This is a genomic window from Nocardia arthritidis NBRC 100137, from assembly GCF_001612765.1.
GTDB classification, from domain to species: Bacteria; Actinomycetota; Actinomycetes; order Mycobacteriales; family Mycobacteriaceae; genus Nocardia; species Nocardia arthritidis.
Window position 1 is genome coordinate 139,626 of the sequence record NZ_BDBB01000018.1, and the last position, 16,186, is coordinate 155,811.

15 protein-coding genes and 1 riboswitch are annotated in these 16,186 nt (G+C 69.1%); of the genes, 12 read left to right on the top strand and 3 right to left on the bottom strand.

Annotation, left to right across the window (positions count from 1 at the left end; all coding sequences use genetic code 11):
- Window positions 1–8 precede the first annotated feature (8 nt).
- Window positions 9–743, top strand: coding sequence for a PaaI family thioesterase (locus tag NA8_RS15180; RefSeq protein ID WP_063051026.1), 735 nt, complete (start codon window positions 9–11; stop codon window positions 741–743).
- On the top strand, window positions 740–940 hold the full coding sequence (locus NA8_RS15185; RefSeq protein ID WP_157106709.1) for a hypothetical protein: 201 nt from the start codon (window positions 740–742) through the stop codon (window positions 938–940). The genes NA8_RS15180 and NA8_RS15185 overlap by 4 nt, the downstream gene beginning before the upstream one ends.
- On the opposite strand, the gene NA8_RS15190 is transcribed toward NA8_RS15185, so the two are convergent.
- Window positions 934–1,509, bottom strand: a complete 576-nt coding sequence (locus NA8_RS15190; RefSeq protein ID WP_157106710.1) for a hypothetical protein — start codon at window positions 1,507–1,509, stop codon at window positions 934–936. The two genes, NA8_RS15185 and NA8_RS15190, sit on opposite strands and share 7 nt — an antisense overlap.
- Before the next feature lie 589 nt (window positions 1,510–2,098).
- On the bottom strand, window positions 2,099–4,279 hold the full coding sequence (locus NA8_RS15195; RefSeq protein WP_063051029.1) for a malate synthase G: 2,181 nt from the start codon (window positions 4,277–4,279) through the stop codon (window positions 2,099–2,101).
- Window positions 4,280–4,523: 244 nt separating this feature from the next.
- Between NA8_RS15195 and NA8_RS15200 the strand changes: the two genes are divergently transcribed.
- From NA8_RS15200 to NA8_RS15250, 10 genes are all read left to right on the top strand, one after another.
- Window positions 4,524–5,264, top strand: a complete 741-nt coding sequence (locus NA8_RS15200; protein WP_084466811.1) for an SDR family NAD(P)-dependent oxidoreductase — start codon at window positions 4,524–4,526, stop codon at window positions 5,262–5,264.
- Window positions 5,261–6,310, top strand: coding sequence for a zinc-binding dehydrogenase (locus NA8_RS15205; protein WP_063051030.1), 1,050 nt, complete (start codon window positions 5,261–5,263; stop codon window positions 6,308–6,310). The genes NA8_RS15200 and NA8_RS15205 overlap by 4 nt, the downstream gene beginning before the upstream one ends.
- Window positions 6,307–6,945 (top strand): TetR/AcrR family transcriptional regulator, encoded by a 639-nt coding sequence (locus NA8_RS15210; RefSeq protein ID WP_063051031.1) that lies wholly within the window; start codon window positions 6,307–6,309, stop codon window positions 6,943–6,945. The genes NA8_RS15205 and NA8_RS15210 overlap by 4 nt, the downstream gene beginning before the upstream one ends.
- A gap of 2 nt (window positions 6,946–6,947) precedes the next feature.
- Complete coding sequence (locus tag NA8_RS15215; protein ID WP_063051032.1) at window positions 6,948–8,237, top strand: acyl-CoA dehydrogenase family protein; 1,290 nt, start codon at window positions 6,948–6,950, stop codon at window positions 8,235–8,237.
- Between the two features lie 397 nt (window positions 8,238–8,634).
- Window positions 8,635–9,171 carry a DM13 domain-containing protein gene (locus tag NA8_RS15220; protein ID WP_063051033.1) on the top strand — a complete coding sequence of 179 codons (537 nt, stop codon included), beginning with the start codon at window positions 8,635–8,637 and terminating at the stop codon, window positions 9,169–9,171.
- 307 nt (window positions 9,172–9,478) lie between these two features.
- Entirely contained in the window at window positions 9,479–10,024 is a 546-nt protein-coding gene (locus tag NA8_RS15230) for an HNH endonuclease (protein ID WP_063051078.1), read from the top strand.
- 28 nt (window positions 10,025–10,052) lie between these two features.
- Complete coding sequence (locus NA8_RS15235) at window positions 10,053–10,325, top strand: WhiB family transcriptional regulator (protein WP_063051035.1); 273 nt, start codon at window positions 10,053–10,055, stop codon at window positions 10,323–10,325.
- A 111-nt stretch (window positions 10,326–10,436) separates the two neighbouring features.
- Window positions 10,437–12,101, top strand: coding sequence for a VWA domain-containing protein (locus tag NA8_RS15240; RefSeq protein ID WP_218019464.1), 1,665 nt, complete (start codon window positions 10,437–10,439; stop codon window positions 12,099–12,101).
- 85 nt (window positions 12,102–12,186) lie between these two features.
- The gene (locus tag NA8_RS15245) at window positions 12,187–12,528 is read left to right on the top strand and encodes an ArsR/SmtB family transcription factor (protein ID WP_174550084.1); all 342 of its coding nucleotides are present in this window, start codon (window positions 12,187–12,189) and stop codon (window positions 12,526–12,528) included.
- On the top strand, window positions 12,525–13,007 hold the full coding sequence (locus NA8_RS15250) for an SRPBCC family protein (protein ID WP_063051038.1): 483 nt from the start codon (window positions 12,525–12,527) through the stop codon (window positions 13,005–13,007). The genes NA8_RS15245 and NA8_RS15250 overlap by 4 nt, the downstream gene beginning before the upstream one ends.
- 25 nt (window positions 13,008–13,032) lie before the next feature.
- Here NA8_RS15250 and gcvP read toward each other — a convergent pair whose 3' ends face one another.
- Window positions 13,033–15,843: an aminomethyl-transferring glycine dehydrogenase gene (gene gcvP / locus NA8_RS15255; RefSeq protein WP_063051039.1), complete on the bottom strand. Its 2,811-nt coding sequence runs from the start codon at window positions 15,841–15,843 to the stop codon at window positions 13,033–13,035.
- A 157-nt stretch (window positions 15,844–16,000) separates the two neighbouring features.
- A riboswitch (glycine riboswitch) is annotated at window positions 16,001–16,101 on the bottom strand.
- Window positions 16,102–16,186 lie beyond the last annotated feature (85 nt).

A 16,186-nucleotide genomic window follows, 5' to 3' on the forward strand; every position in this document is an offset into this window, starting at 1 on the left:
AGCAGCGGATGATTCGGACGGATGCGTTCACGGTGCCGGGTCACGTGCGTGGCTATCCGGGAGTGGCGTTCGGCGGGTACGTGGCGGGCCTGCTCGCCGCAGCGAGCGGCGCCGCGCAGGTGCGCGTCGACTTCCGGCGCGCAGTTTCCGTGAATTCCCCGATTGTGCTGGCCGCCGACGGTTCGGGCGGCGCGTCGCTCACCGATCAGGAGGGCACGGTGCTCGCCGAGGCGTCCGCGTCGACGGTTACGGTGGCGCCGCGGCCCGCGCCCTCTTGGGCGGAGGCACGGGCCGCGACTGCGACCGCCGACGTGCTGCGCAAGATGAGCCACTGCTACGGCTGCGGAGCCGCCTGCACACCCGGTCGAGGCTTGCGCCTGTCGCCCTGGGCCATGCCGACGCACGACATGGTCGTCGCCGCCTGGACACCTGATCCACTGCTCGGCGGACCCGGCGGCTTCCTCTCCACCGAAAACGTCTGGGCCGCATTGGATTGTCCCGGTGGCTGGGCCGCGATGTCCCTGCGTGACCTGCGTCCGGGAGCGGTGACCGCCGCCCTCACCGCCACCCAGTTCGAACCGGTCCGCGCCGGCGATCCCTACCTCTCCTACGGCTGGCCGATCTCCGCGAACGGCCGGAAACACACGGTCGGCGTGGCATTGGCCCGCGCAGACGGCACGCTCTGCGCCCTCGCCGAAGCTCTCTGGATCGAGCCCCGGCAGCCGCTGCCGTTCGAATGGTGATCCACCCCACCGAAGGCGAGGCCAAGGGTGAGGCCAAGGCATTGCTCACTATGCTCGGCGCCCGCGGATTCGACGTGCCGGCAGTACTCACCGCCGAGATCGAGGCCTGCACCGATCATGCACGCCTCACCGGATGGATCACCCGTGCCGCCACGGCGAGCGCGCTCGAGGAGATCTTCGGCGACCGGACTCAGTGAGTGTCGACGAAGCGGTACCACTGGCCGTCGAACGCGGAGTACTCGATGCCGTTGGTGGCGGGTGGGCCGAGGTGTGGTGGGGTGGCCGGATCGCGGAAGAACGCGAAGCCTTCGGAATTCGAGTCGCCCGCCTGGGTGTAGAACAGGCAGCCGCCGTCGCGGGGCGTGACGAAGGTGATGGTGTAGACGCCCAGGCGGGTGCGCTGGCCGGGGTGGGCACAGTCAACGGCTTGATCTTCGAGAATGCCGCGAGACAGCCGCCAGCCGGTCTCCTCCGGGACGTCGTAAAGTGTCAGCGCAACCAGGACGCCGATCAGCACGGGTGAGGCGAGGCTGTAGAAGAAGGCCCGGTAGCGCAGCAAGCCGAGCAGCCCGAACAGGACGGCGATTCCGCCGAGCACGCCGAGGACCACCCACAACACGACGAGGGTGGGAAACGTGCCCTCTGCGGCGAGTTGCCAGAACAGCGCCGCGCAGCAGAGCGCGACCAGGGCGGTCAGCAGCCCCATCCACAGCACGAACCAACGAGGAATACGCGACCGTGTGCGCACGGAGCCTGTGGAGTTCACCTGTTCAAGATACGAGGAGCAGAGGCTTCGCGCGCGGGATCGGTGCCGAAATCGCCCGGCCCCCTGACGATCCCCACGACGGCGAAGCCGCGGCGAGCGCGACAGATAGCCGCGGCGCCGGTGCACGTCCAATTCCGAAATCCGCGCACGAGAGTTCCTGCGGTCCGGTGCTGCCATGTCCACCGAATTCGGACACCCGGGGCTTCGCCGCAGCCGCAGGCAGTGGAGATCCTCAGTGTGAAAACAAACATTCCGGAACGTTTTCCGATTCCGGGCCCGAACCGGAAAATCCCCCGGCCAGCACTACCTGACCAGGGGATTCGCTACTCGAAACAGATCGTGCACCGCACGCTCACAGCGGCGGGAAGCCCGCCGATCCGGTGGCCATCCAATTCCAGAACATCGCCGCGCGATTGGCGAGCAATGCCACGATGTCGAGCACAACGCTTCCCATGAATCTTCCTCACAAATCGAACGATCTCGTGCGGCACCCAGGGTAACGGACCGATAAACGGGAGTCGAAACTCTGACCGCCGCGAAAGCGCGAATCCCCCGGCCGCCGGGGCCGGGGGATTCGCGACGGGTGGGACTAGACGCAGGCCAGCGCCTTGGCCTCACGGCGACGGCGATGCAGGATCGGCTCGGTGTAGCCGTTGGGCTGCTTGGTGCCCTCCAGAATCAGCTCCTTGGCCGCCTGGAACGCGATGCTGCCCGCGAAGTCCGGCGCCATCGCCCGGTAGTTCGGGTCGCCGGCGTTCTGCCGGTCCACGACCGGGGCCATCCGCTCCAGGCTGGCCACCACCTCGTCGGCGGTGACGATGCCGTGGCGCAGCCAGTTGGCCATCAGCTGGCTGGAGATGCGCAGGGTCGCGCGGTCTTCCATGAGCGCGACGTCCTTGATGTCGGGCACCTTGGAGCAACCGACGCCCTGGTCGATCCAGCGCACCACGTAACCGAGGATGGACTGCGAGTTGTTGTCCAACTCCTGGCGCTTCTCCTCGTCGGTCCAGTTCGGCGCGGCGGCAAGCGGGATCTCCAGAATCTCGTCGACGGTGGCACGGCGACCGCCCTTCGCGATCTCCTGCTGCCGCTTGAACACGTCGACCAGGTGGTAGTGCGTCGCGTGCAGAGTGGCGGCGGTCGGCGAGGGAACCCACGCGGTGTTGGCGCCCGCGCGCGGGTGGCCGATCTTCTGGGTGAGCATGTCGGCCATCAGGTCCGGCATGGCCCACATGCCCTTGCCGATCTGCGCCTTGCCGGGCAGACCCGCCGCGAGACCGGTGTCGACGTTCCAGTCCTCGTAGGACAGGATCCACTGCTGGGACTTCATGTCGGCCTTGCGGACCATCGGCCCGGCCTCCATGGAGGTGTGGATCTCGTCACCGGTGCGGTCCAGGAAGCCGGTGTTGATGAACACCACCCGCTCGGCGGCGGCCTGGATGCAGGCCTTCAGGTTCACCGTGGTCCGGCGCTCCTCGTCCATGATGCCGACCTTGAGCGTGTTGCGCTCCAGCCCGAGCACGTCCTCGATCCGGCCGAACAGCTCGTTGGTGAACGCGACCTCGTCCGGGCCGTGCATCTTCGGCTTCACGATGTAGACCGAGCCGGTGCGGCTGTTCTTCAGCTTCGCGTCGTCGGCCAGGCTGTGCTTGGCGATCAGCGAGGTGATCAGCCCGTCCATGATGCCCTCGGGCACCTCGTTGCCTTCGGCGTCCAGGATCGCGTCGGAGGTCATCAGGTGACCGACGTTACGCACGAACAGCAGCGAACGGCCGTGCAGCACCAGTTCGCCGCCGGCCGGCGCGGTGTACACGCGGTCGGGGTTCATGGTGCGGGTGAAGGTCTTCTCGCCCTTGCTGACCTTCTCCGCGAGGTCGCCCTTCATCAGGCCGAGCCAGTTGTGGTAGCACAGCACCTTGTCCTCGGCGTCCACCGCGGCGACCGAGTCCTCGAAGTCCATGATCGTGGTGACCGCGGATTCCAGCACGACGTCCTTGACGCCCGCGGTGTCGGTGCTGCCGATCGGCGACTGCGGGTCGATCTGGATCTCGATGTGCAACCCGTTGTGCTTCAGCAGCACCGAACTCGGCGACTCCGGGTCACCCAGGTAGCCGACCAGCTGCGAGGCGTCGGCCAAGCCGATGCTGGTGCCGTCCTCCAGGCCGACCTCCAGTTCGCCGTCCACGATCTTGTAGGACGTCGAGCCGATGTGCGAACCGGTGATGAGGGTGACCGAGTCGTCGAGGAAGTTGCGCGCCCACTCGATGACCTTGTCGCCGCGCGCCTTGTTGTAGCCGGTGCCCTTCTCCGCGCCGCCCGCCTCGGGGATGGCGTCGGTGCCGTAGAGCGCGTCGTACAGCGAGCCCCAGCGGGCGTTGGCGGCGTTGATCGCGAAGCGCGCGTTCATCACCGGCACCACGAGCTGCGGACCCGCCGTGACGGCGATCTCGTCGTCCACGTTCTGCGTGGTGATCCGGAAATCGGCGGGCTCGGGGCGCAGGTAGCCGATCTCGGTCAGGAAGTTCTTGTAGGCGGCCTTGTCGTAGTTCGCGCCGGGGTGCTCCGCGTGCCACGCGTCGACCTTGCCCTGGATCTCGTCGCGTTCGGCCAGCAGAGCTCGGTTGCGCGGAGCGAGATCGTTGATGACCTGCTCGGCGCCGGCCCAGAACGCGGCGGAATCCACGCCGGAACCGGGGAGCGCCTCGTTCTCGACGAACTCGTGGAGAACGCGTGCCACCTGGAGCCCGCCGACCTGAATCCGCTCTGTCATCTACTGCCTCACTTCCGAGAAAGCCGAGTGGGAAAACAGTGCCATGTTACCCGTGGGTAGTGGTGTCGCCGCGCGCCGGGTCACTGTGGGCACTGTGCCCGAATGCATCCGCCACGCCGAATGAGCTGGTCTTCCACCCGGCGGGTCGTCGAGCCGTCGACGGTCGGCCGGACAGCCCCTTGATCGTAACCCGCTGCCGATTTAATGTACTGATCGGAACATTTCTTGGCAGGCAGGAGTTCAGGTGCCACTCACCGACAAGGTCGCCGTCGTCACCGGGGGGAGCCGGGGTTTGGGCGAGCAGATGGTGCTGGCGTTCGCCGAGGCCGGGGCGGACGTGGTGATCGCGAGCCGCAAACTGGACGGGTGCGTCGCGCTCGCGGAGGAGGTGACTCGGCGGTTCGGGCGCCGCGCCCTACCGGCGGCCTGCAACGTCAGCGACTGGTCGCAGTGCGACGCCCTGGTGGAGACCGTCTACGGCACGTTCGGCCGGGTGGACGTGCTGGTCAACAACGCGGGACTCTCGCCGCTGTACCCGAGCTTGGACCAGGTCACCGAGGAGTTGTTCGACAAGGTCATCGGGGTGAACCTCAAAGGTCCGTTCCGGCTGTCGGCCCTGATCGGCAGCCGTATGGCGGCCGACGGCGGCGGCTCGATCATCAACGTCTCCTCGATCGAAGCGACCAGGCCGGAGCCCTTCGCGGTGCCGTACTCGGCGGCCAAGGCGGGACTCAACGCCCTGACCGGCGGGCTGGCCCAGACGTTCGCGCCGAACGTGCGGGTCAACACCATCCAGTGCGGCCCCTTCGACACCGACATCGCCACGGCCTGGCCCGACGAGTTGCGCGCGGAACTCACCGAGCACAACGCGCTGCGCCGGGTCGGCAAGCCGGCGGAGATCGTCGGGGCGGCGCTGTTCTTCGCGACCGACGCCTCGGCGTTCTGCACCGGCGCCACCCTCGCGATCGACGGAGGCTGGCGATGAAGGCGCTGACTTACCAGGGCCCGCAGGAGATCTCGTATCAGGATCGGCCCGATCCGGCCCTGCCGGGACCGGACGGCGCGATCGTCCAGGTCACCGCGGCGGGCATCTGCGGCAGCGATCTGCACATCTACGCCGGGCACGGATTCGTCGCGGGCGCCGGCTACGGCGTCGGACACGAAGCGGTCGGCGAGATCGTGGAACTGGGCCCGCACGCGCGCGGGTTCGCCGTCGGTGACCGCGTGCTGGTCGCCGCCTCGGCGGGCTGCGACGGCTGCGCGCAGTGCCGCGCCGGGATCGTCACCGCGTGCGAACGCCACCCGCTACCGGTCGATGCCTGCTATGGGCTCGGCGGCTCGCTGGCGGGATGTCAGGCCCAGCTGCTGGCCGTACCGCACGCCGGGGGCAACCTGGCGAAGCTGCCCGACGAGGTGAGCGACACCGCCGCCGTGGTGCTCACCGACAACGCCCCCACCGCGTGGTACGGAGCCCGGCGCGCCCGGATCGCCCCGGGCGACACCGTGGTGGTGATCGGGCTCGGTCCGGTCGGGCTCATGGCGGTGCAGTCCGCCTTCGCGATGGGTGCGGCCCGGGTGCTCGGCGTCGACCTGCTCGCCGAGCGCCGCGAGCGCGCCGCCGAGCTGGGCGCCGAGCCGGTCGAATCGGACGATCCGAAGCAGGCGATCCGCGAAACACTGCGCGGCGGAGCAGATGTCGCGATCGAGGCGGTCGGCGCCGACGAAACCATCAAGCTTGCGATCAGCGCCGTCGGGCACGGTGGCCGGGTCAGCGTGATCGGTGTGAGTCACAACCGCGCCTTCCCGTTCCATTTGATGGCGGCCCAGGTGAAGGACCTCGAATTCCACATCGGGCTGTGCGCGATCCAGTACGAGCTGCCCGCGCTGCTGAGGCTCACCGCGGGCGGCAGGCTGCGGCCCGAGGCCGCGGTCACCCACCACCTGCCCATGTCCGAGGGGCCCGACGCCTACCGGATGTTCGCCGAGCGGGCCGACGGGGTGGGCAAGATCGTTCTGGACCCGTCGAGATGACCGCCCCATCGCGCAGGCGCGGCCGCCCGCCCGCCGCCGAATCGACGGCGAGCGACACCAGGGCGCGGATCGTGCGTGCGGCGATCGATCTGTTCGCCGAGCAGGGCTTTCACGGCACCGGCGTGGCCGAGATCGGTGAGCGGGCCGACGTGCAGCGCGGCGCGCTGTACTACCACATCGGTTCCAAGGAGGAACTGCTCTGGCAAATTCTGCGCGATTACATCCAGCTGATGCTGGTCGAGGCAGAGCAGATCTCCGACGGACCCGACGATCCGGTCACCAAGCTGCGCAAGATGATTCACAGTCATGTGCGGCTGATCGTTCGCCATCAGCGCGAGGTGGCCATCCAGCTGCGCGACGTCGGCGCGCTCACGGGCGAGCGCGCCGCGCAGCTACAGGAGCTGCGCGACCGGGTGCAGCACTGCTGGCAAGGCGTCATCGACGCCGGTCACACGGAAGGGCTGTTGCGCACCGGTGACCACGTGGTCACCAACAGTGTGCTCGGCATGCTGAATATGGTCTCGTTCTGGTACCGACCGCACGGCGACCGCTCCCCCGGCGAGATCGCCGACATCCTCGCGACCACTTTGCTCGACGGCGTGGTGACCGGCACCGCGCCAGACACGAAAGGCTGACCATGGCTTGGGATTTCGAGACCGAACCGGAGTACCAGCGGAAGCTGGACTGGGCGGCGGAGTTCGTCCGCACCGAGGTGGAGCCGCTGGACCTGCTCTACCCCAACCCGTACGACCGCACCGACCGTGAGGCCATGGCGCTGATGCGGCCGCTGAAGGAGCACGTCAAGGAGCAGGGCCTGTGGGCCTGCCACCTCGGGCCGGAACTGGGTGGCCCCGGTTTCGGGCAGATGAAGCTCGCCCTGCTCAACGAGGTGCTCGGCACGTCGGTGTGGGCGCCGTCGGTATTCGGCTGCCAGGCACCGGATTCCGGCAATGCGGAGATCCTCGCCCACTACGGCACGCCGGAGCAGAAGAAGACCTATCTCGAGCCGCTGCTGGCCGGGGAGATCGGCTCGTGCTACGTGATGACCGAGCCGACCGGCGGCTCGGACCCGACGCTGTTGCGCACCCGCGCGGTGCGCGACGGCGACCACTGGGTGATCAACGGCGAGAAGTGGTTCAACTCCAACGCGCAGTTCGCCGCCTTCCACATCGTCATGGTGGTGACCGATCCGGAGGTGAGCCCGTATCGGGGCATGTCGATGTTCATCGTGCCCGCCGACGCCCCGGGATTGGAGATCGTCAAGAACTATCACGTCGCCGGCTTCAGCGAGCACGAAGGCCATCTGCGGTTCACCGACGTCCGCGTGCCCGCCGACCACCTGCTCGGGGCGGAGGGTCAGGGCTTCGTCGTCGCGCAGACGCGACTGGGTGGCGGGCGCGTGCATCACGCGATGCGCACGGTCGCCATGGTTCGCAAGGCATTCGACATGATGGCCGAGCGAGCGGTGTCGCGTCCGATGCGCGGCGGCCCGCTGGCCGGATTGCAGATGACCCAGGAACGCATCGCCGACAGCTGGATCGAGATGGAGCAGTTCCGGCTGCTGGTGCTGCGCACGGCGTGGCGCATCGACAAGGAGCAGGACTACAAGAAGGTGCGCAAGGACATCGCCGCGATCAAGGTCGCCATGCCGAAGGTGATGCACGACATCGCCCAGCGCGCGCTGCACCTGCACGGCGCGCTCGGCGTCAGCCAGGACCTGCCGTTCATCGACATGCTCGGCTACGCCGAGGTGATGGCCCTCGCCGACGGACCCACCGAAGTACACAAGATCACCCTCGCGAAGGAGGTCCTGAAGGACTACGCCCCGGCAGACCCGGTGTACCCGAGCGGATACCGGCCCGCGCTGCGGGAGAAGGCGCGCGAACTGGTCGCCCAGCGTCTCGAGCACATCGTCGGAAACCTCTGAACTCGAGGCGCGGGCCGGTGTCCGAGCGGGCGACCTCGTCGACGCCATGTTCAACGCGTCGGACAACCTGCCGCTTCGCCAATACCGATCAGCACGCGAGCCGGACGCTCAGCCGTAAGACCGCCGCGGCGGACGCGCTCGTGCGGAGCGGGCTATTCCCGCAGCTGCGAACTCGAGATGCGCTATCGCGACGTGCACGGATGCCTGTTCCACCCGTTGCCGCCGGCCAAGCAGACCCGCTTCTCCGGTCGTGTTCTGCTCGGGCAGTCCCCGATCGGATGAGGCCCTTTCCATTCCCTCGACGCCGTCGCCACTCGCCCTCATAATCGATGAAAGCGAGAACCCTTGCGCAGTGAGCGGCCTTTCCCGCCACACGACGACGCTCCGAGGAGAAGCCATGGTGTCCGCACGCGCGATCGCACGATCGCCGATCACCTGGGCCGTCGCCGTGCTGCTGGTGGTCGGGCTGGGCGTAGGACTGGCCGTGTTCGAGCCGTGGCGGCTGTTCACCGATACCACCGTGCAGGAGGCGGCGCCGTCGGTCACCGCGGCGCCCGGTCCGGGCGGCACGCAAGCGCAGCCGCAGGCCATCGCCCGGGGCACGTTCGTCTCGCACGAGCACGCCACCTCGGGCGCGGTCGCGGTCTTGCGGCTGCCCGACGGCAGCAGGGTGCTACGAGTGGAGAACCTCGACACCTCCGGCGGCCCCGACCTGCACATCTGGCTCACCGACGCGCCGGTGCGCGAGGGCCGCGACGCGTGGTTCGTCTTCGACGACGGCGTCCACACCGACCTGGGCAAGCTCAAAGGCAACCAGGGTAACCAGAACTACCCCGTCCCCGCCGACGCCGACCTGGCCCAGCTGACCAGCGTCGCGATCTGGTGCGACCGGTTCAACGTCTCCTTCGGCGCTGCCGAACTGCGACCGGCCTGAGCCCGGCCCCGGGGGCGCACCGCCGAAAAATGACCCGACAACGGCGGGTGCGCTGTGCCACCATGTGTTTCGACACCGACCACCGCCTCGAGGTGGTCGCCGAGCAGTGGAGAGGAGGGGCGGCAGTGATTCCGGAAACGACGAAGCGAATGCGGACCCGGGCGGCGCGACCGGCGGCCGCGGGCAATGCGTTCGGCAGGCCGTTGCACGCATCGCACGGCGAACCGGACGTCAGCCGCCTCCAGATCCTCGGCTGATCGCCGCATTCCTCTCCTCGCTTCATTTCGCACGAAACATGGTGATTCCCATGATGTTCCGCCGTGCCGCCGATCAGGCGGCGATAACCGCCGACAACTGGATACACACCGGGGTCCTCGTCCTGAACGCCTCCTACGAGGCGCTCGACGAGATCAAGGCCGACCGGGCCGTGGTGCTGCTGGTCGCCGGAGCCGCGGAGTCGGTGGCCGAGCGCGAGCCGCACTTCCCGATCCGGTCACGGCACGTGGAGATCGCTCTGCCGCAGACGATTCGGCTGCTGCGCTACGTCTACGTGGAGCACACCGTGCTGGTGCACGACGAGAGCAGGGCCACGCCGGCCGGCGTGCTGCGCCGTGACCGGAACCGGTGTGGCTACTGCGCCGGGTGGGCGCGCACCGTGGACCACATCCGGCCGCGGTCACGGGGCGGGCCGAACATCTGGAGCAACCTCGTGGCCTGCTGCGCGCCCTGCAACGCGGCCAAGGCCGACCGCACCCCGCAGGAGGCGGGCATGCGCCTGCTCTGGGAGCCGAAGGCCCCCACCCATCAGGTCAGGCAACAGCGCCGGATCTGGAAACAACTCGCCGCGACCTGACCGCGACCCGAGAAAGGAGAAGATAGCGATGACGCGCACCGAGACCACCGCCGTCGCGGAGTTGACCCTGGCCGACCTGCTCCCGCTCTCGGACTCCCGAGGGTGGCACCGCGCGGCCTGCCGCGGCGACCCGAACCACGAAGCCTGGTTCCCGTACCCGTCGCAAGACTTCGACTACGCGCGCGAAGTCTGCGCCCGCTGCCCGATCCGGGACGCCTGTGGCGAATTCGCCGCGCGCACCGGGCAGTCCGGCGTCTGGGGCGGGCACGAGTTCGACCGCGGACGGGTGATCCGCCACTGAGGTTGCGCCGTCGTGCCTTTCCGGTACGACGGCGGACCGCCGTGCCACTCGTGCCGGTCGGGAGAAGACTCGCCGACTTCGCCCGGCGCGGGTGACCATACACTGGGGCCCGTGGGCACTCATCGCAGCGGAACCAGGTCCCGGGGCGTCAGCAAAGGTCCGGTTATCGCAGTGGTCGCCGTTGCGTTACTGGCCGCGATCGTCGTCGGCTGGTTCCAGTTGCGCGATCGCGCGGCGGATCAGGACAGCGCGGCGGCGGCCGAATGCGTGGAGGGCCCCGCGACGCTCTGGGTGACGGCCGATCCCAGCATCGCGGCGCAGGTGCGGGCCGCCGCGGACAGCTACAACGCCACCCAGCCGAAAGTACGCGACCACTGCGCGCGGGTCAGCGTGACCGCGCAGCCATCCGCCGCGATCGTCGCCGCGTTCACCAGCGGCAAGCCGTGGGACCAGGCGCTCGGCCCGCAACCGGCGCTGTGGATCGCCGATTCGACCCGCTCCATCGAATCCATGCGGGTCCCCGGCCTGATCGAGGGCACACCGGTGCCCATCGCCGCCAGCCCGATCGTGCTCGCGGTACCGGAGGAGCTGCGTCGCGCACTGGAGCAGGCCGACGCGTCCTGGGCGGATCTGCCGCGGTTGCAGCAGGGATCGCTCGGGGAGCTCGGACTGGACGGATGGGGCGGGCTGCGCATGGCGCTGCCTCCGGGGGACGCCACGCTGGCCGCGGCCACGGCGGTCGGGACCGCGGTCTCGGGAGTCGAGCCGCTCAGCGAACAGGCGGCGCAGTCCGGCCAGGTGGTCGCCGCGATCTCCGGGCTCGCCGCCGACGCGCCCGAAGCACCCGACGCCGCGGCGGTGCCCGCGCAACTCACGGGCCAGGACGCGCCGCTGCACGCGATAGCGGCTACCGAACAGCAACTCAAGGGCGTGACCGGAGTTGTGGCGTTCCATCCCGCCGGGTCGGCGCCGGTGGCCGATTACCCGGCCGCGCTGATGTCCGGTGCCTGGGTGGACAAGACGCAGAATCTCATCGCCGGACGGTTCACCGACTACTTGCGCAAGCCCGAGCAGGCGCAGGCGTTCGTCGCGGCCGGCTTCGGCAGTGCGCCCCCCGCCGCGGCCGCCGTCCCGCCGCGCGGCGCGCTCGACAAGGTGCGCGTCACGCTGGCGAATCCCGTCCTCGGCGTGCGCTCGACGGTCCTGGTCGACGTCTCCGCCTCGATGGGGACCGCCGAGGGCTCCACGACGCGATTGGCGAACGTCATCGCCGCGCTGAACTCCACCATGACGGTCATGCCGCCCGACTTCGGCCTCGGTGTGTGGACCTTCGGCAAGAACCTCGACGGCAACACCCCGTATCGGGTGGCGGCCGCCACCGCGCCGCTGACCGCCGAGCAGCGTACGAAGATCACCACCGCGCTCAGTTCGGTGCGCCCGGATGAGAACCGGTCCGACCAGGCCTATCCGTCCCTGATCGCGGCGTACAAGAACGCGGTCGCCGGGTACACGCCCGGCCGCACCAACTCGGTGCTGTTGATCACCGACGGACCCGACGACGATTCCACGGTCACCGGCACCCAACTGGCCGCCGACATCACCGCGTCCATCGACCGCGCCCGCCCCGTGCGCATCGACGTGATCGTGCTCGGCGGCGGCGGCACCCAGACACTGCAGGCCTTGTCGCGGCAGACCGGCGGCAGCTACACCCGGCCGTCCACCTCCGACGACATCGGCTTCGGCAACGCCGTCGTCCAAGCGCTCACCACGCCGTAGCCGCGCGCACCCGGCGAAGTACCCGCATGTCACCTCCCTCCCGGGCTCTCGACACGCCGAATTGGTAAGTATAGACTTACGGTTCGTGGGCACTTACCGAGATGCCGCCCTCGACGCACTGGGCGATCCGACGAGACGGGCGATCTTCGAACGTCTCGGCGATGGGCCGTGCGCGGTAGGACAGCTGGCCGCGGGTCTGCCGGTGAGCAGGCCCGCGGTGTCCCAGCACCTCAAGGTGCTGGAACAGGCCGGTTTGGTGGCCCACGAAGCGGTCGGCACGCGCCGGGTCTACCGCTTGAATCCCACCGGTATCGACGCGCTGCGCGCGTACTTCACGCACTTCTGGACGACCGCGATGTCGGCTTTCCAGGACGAGGCGAACCGGCGCGCCGCCGAACAACGAACAGGCAAGGAGGAGCAGCCATGACACAACAGGTCAACGGCAAGGACGTGCGAGTCGAACTCGTCGTCGACGCACCGATCGAGACCGCCTACGAGGTGTTCACCTCTGGAATCGACCGCTGGTGGCCGCGTGAGCACCACATCGGCACCGGCCGGCTCGCCGAGGAGGTGATCGAGCCGCGCGTGGGCGGCCGCTGCCTCGGCCGCGAGGAGGACGGCACCGAATGCCCGTGGGGAACGGTACTGGTCTGGCAGCCGCCCAGCCATTTCGCGTTCTCCTGGCAGATCGGCCTGGACTGGAAGCAGGAGACCGATCCGGAACGCGCCAGCCGCGTCGACGTCACCTTTTCGGCCATCGCTCCCGATCGCACCGCCGTCACGCTGGTGCACTCCGGTTTCGAGAGGCACGGACCGGGCTGGGAATCCATGCACGACGCTGTCGGCAGTGCGGGCGGTTGGCCGGACCTGGCGAACAGTTACGCGAAAGCGGCCGCCGCGGCATGACGGCGAGGCGTGGCCGGGCCGGAGTTCAGCCCGCGTACGCCTCCAGCGGCGGGCAGGCGCACACGAGGTTGCGGTCGCCGTAGGCGCCGTCGATCCGGCGCACCGGCGGCCACACCTTCGCGCGGGCATGCCCGAGACCCCGCGGATACACGGCGACTTCCCGGCTGTAAGGGTGCTCCCACTCCCCCACCAGCGACGCCGCGGTGTGCGGCGCGCCGCGCAACGGGTTGTCGGTCACCGGCCATACACCCGCGGCGACCTGGTCGATCTCCGCGCGGATGGAAATCATCGCCTCGATGAAATCGTCCAGCTCGGCGAGATTTTCACTCTCGGTAGGTTCCACCATCAACGTACCGGCCACCGGGAAGCTCATGGTCGGCGCGTGGAAACCGTAGTCCGCCAGGCGTTTCGCCACATCGTCGACGGTGACGCCGGTCTGTTTGGTGATCTCGCGCAGGTCCAGGATGCACTCGTGGGCCACCATGCCGTGCTCGCCGGTGTAGAGCACCGGGAAATACTCGTCGAGCCGCCGCGCGATGTAGTTGGCCGAGGCGATCGCCGTCAGCGAGGCGCGGCGCAGCCCGTCGGCGCCCATCATGCGAATGTAGGCCCAGGTGATCGGCAGGATGGAGGCCGAGCCGTACTTCGCCGCCGACACCGCGTGGGATCCCGTCTCCAGCGGATCGCCGGGGAGATACCGCGCCAGGTGCGCGCGCACCGCGACCGGGCCGACGCCGGGGCCACCGCCGCCGTGCGGGATACAGAATGTCTTGTGCAGATTCAAGTGGCTCACATCGCCGCCGAACCGGCCCGGCCGGGCGAGACCGACCAGGGCGTTCAGGTTGGCGCCGTCCACATAGACCTGACCGCCCGCGTCGTGCACCAGCGCGCACAACTCGGCGACCTCGTGCTCGTAGACGCCGTGCGTGGACGGATAGGTGATCATGATGCAGGCCAGGCGATCGGCGTGATCGGCGATCTTGGCGCGCAGGTCGTCCAGGTCGACGTCGCCGTTGGCGCGGCACTTCACCACCTCCACGCGCAGTCCGGCCATCGCCGCCGAGGCCGCGTTGGTGCCGTGCGCGCTGGACGGGATGAGGCAGGTGTCGCGGTGGGTGTCACCGCGATCGAGATGGTAGCGGCGGATCGCCAGCAGCCCGGCGTACTCGCCCTGACTGCCCGCGTTGGGCTGCAGGCTCACCGAGTCGTAGCCGGTGATGTCCGACAACCAGCGTTCCAGATCCGCGATCACCTGTAGCAGACCGGGCGCGTCCTCGACCGGCGCGTAGGGATGCACGCGCGCGAAACCCGGCCAGGTGATGGCCTCCATCTCCGCGGTGGCGTTCAGCTTCATCGTGCACGAGCCGAGCGGGATCATGCTGCGGTCCAACGCGATGTCCTTGTCGGACAGCGTGCGCAGATACCGCAGCATCGCCGTCTCGGTGTGGTACTTCGTGAACGCGGGGTGGGTGAGGAACTCCGAGGCGCGGTCCTCGATCGCCGCGATCGGCGCGGCCGTCCCCGGCTCGGACGACACCGCGGTACCGAAGGATTCGAGCACGGCCGCGACATGCGCGGCGGTGGTCGCCTCGTCGCAGGCGATGCCGACGTGGTCGGCATCGACCAGGCGCAGATTGATGCCGCGCGACTTCGCTTTCGCCACGACGGCTTCCGCACCGCCGGGCACGTGCGCGAGCACCGTGTCGAAGAAACTGTCGTGCACGACCGCGCCATCCAGCCCGGCCGCGATCGCCGCGGCGTGCCCGTGCACCCGGCGCGCGATCGCCCGCAGCCCGTCGGCGCCGTGGTAGGAGGCGTACATCGCGGCCACGATGGCCAGCAGCACCTGCGCGGTGCAGATGTTGGAGGTCGCCTTCTCCCGGCGGATGTGCTGCTCGCGGGTCTGCAAGGCGAGCCGGTAGGCGACCGCGCCGTCCGCGTCGACCGAGACGCCGACCAGGCGGCCGGGCAGCTGACGGGCCTGCGCCTGCCGCACCGCGAGGTATCCGGCGTGCGGGCCACCGAAGCCGAGCGGGACACCGAAGCGCTGGGTGGTGCCGAAGCACACGTCGGCGCCCTGCTCACCGGGCGGCGCGATCAGGGTCATGGCCAGCAGGTCGGCGCCGATCGCCACGAGCGCGCCGCGTTCGTGCGCCGACGCGATCAGTCCGGTGCGGTCCACCACGCGACCGGAGGCTCCGGGCGACTGCGCCAGCACACCGAAGAACTCCCCTTCGGGCAGCTCGCCGGTGGACAGGTCCGCCTCCACGATCTCCAGGCCGAGCGGCTCTGCCCTGGTGTAGAGCACGGTCCTGGTCTGTGGGAACAGGTCGGCGTCGATCAGCAGCCTGGCGGAGTTCACCTTGCTCGCCCGGCGCAGCAACGTCATCGCCTCGGCGGCGGCGGTCGCCTCGTCCAGCATGGACGCGTTGGCGACGTCCATGCCGGTCAGCTCCGACACCATGGTCTGGAAGTTGAGCAGCGCCTCCAGCCTGCCCTGGCTGATCTCCGGCTGATAGGGCGTGTACGCGGTGTACCAGGCCGGATTCTCCAGTAGGTTGCGCACCAGCACCGGCGGGGTCAGCGTGTCGTAGTAGCCGAGCCCGATCATTGAGGTTGCCACGGTGTTCGATGCGGCCAGTCCAGCGAGTTCGGCGAGCACCTCGTGCTCGGAGGCCGCCGCGGGCAGCCCGGTCAGTCCGTCGCCGTCCAGGATGCTCGCGGGCAGCGCCGCGGCGGCCAGTTCGTCCAGCGACGGCACGCCGACGACGTCCAGGATCCTGGCCAGTTCGTCCCGGTCGGGTCCGATATGGCGGTCGGCGAATGAGCGAGTCACAACAGCTCCCAAGGTCGGGCGGGGTCGACCACGCGGTCGACGGGTACCGGCCCTCCCCCTCTGTCGTGGCGCCTGAGAGATTCGGGTGCCGCGACCGGTGGCCGAGACCCTTTCCCCATGGGCGGGCGGCTCGAAGCCACCGCTTTCCAGAGGCGCCGAAGCCCGCACGGTCCTTTTTGCCTGAGAGATTGACGGGGAGGTGCTGCTCCTTCGGCGCTCGGACTCTTTTCGAGACCGAGACTCTCCCGCACGGCGGCGACGCACGGTCAGTTTATGCCGACGCCACGCCGGAGCGCGCCCCGGGACCCCGCGCGAACCGTGTCGTTCTGGTCACTCGACCGGG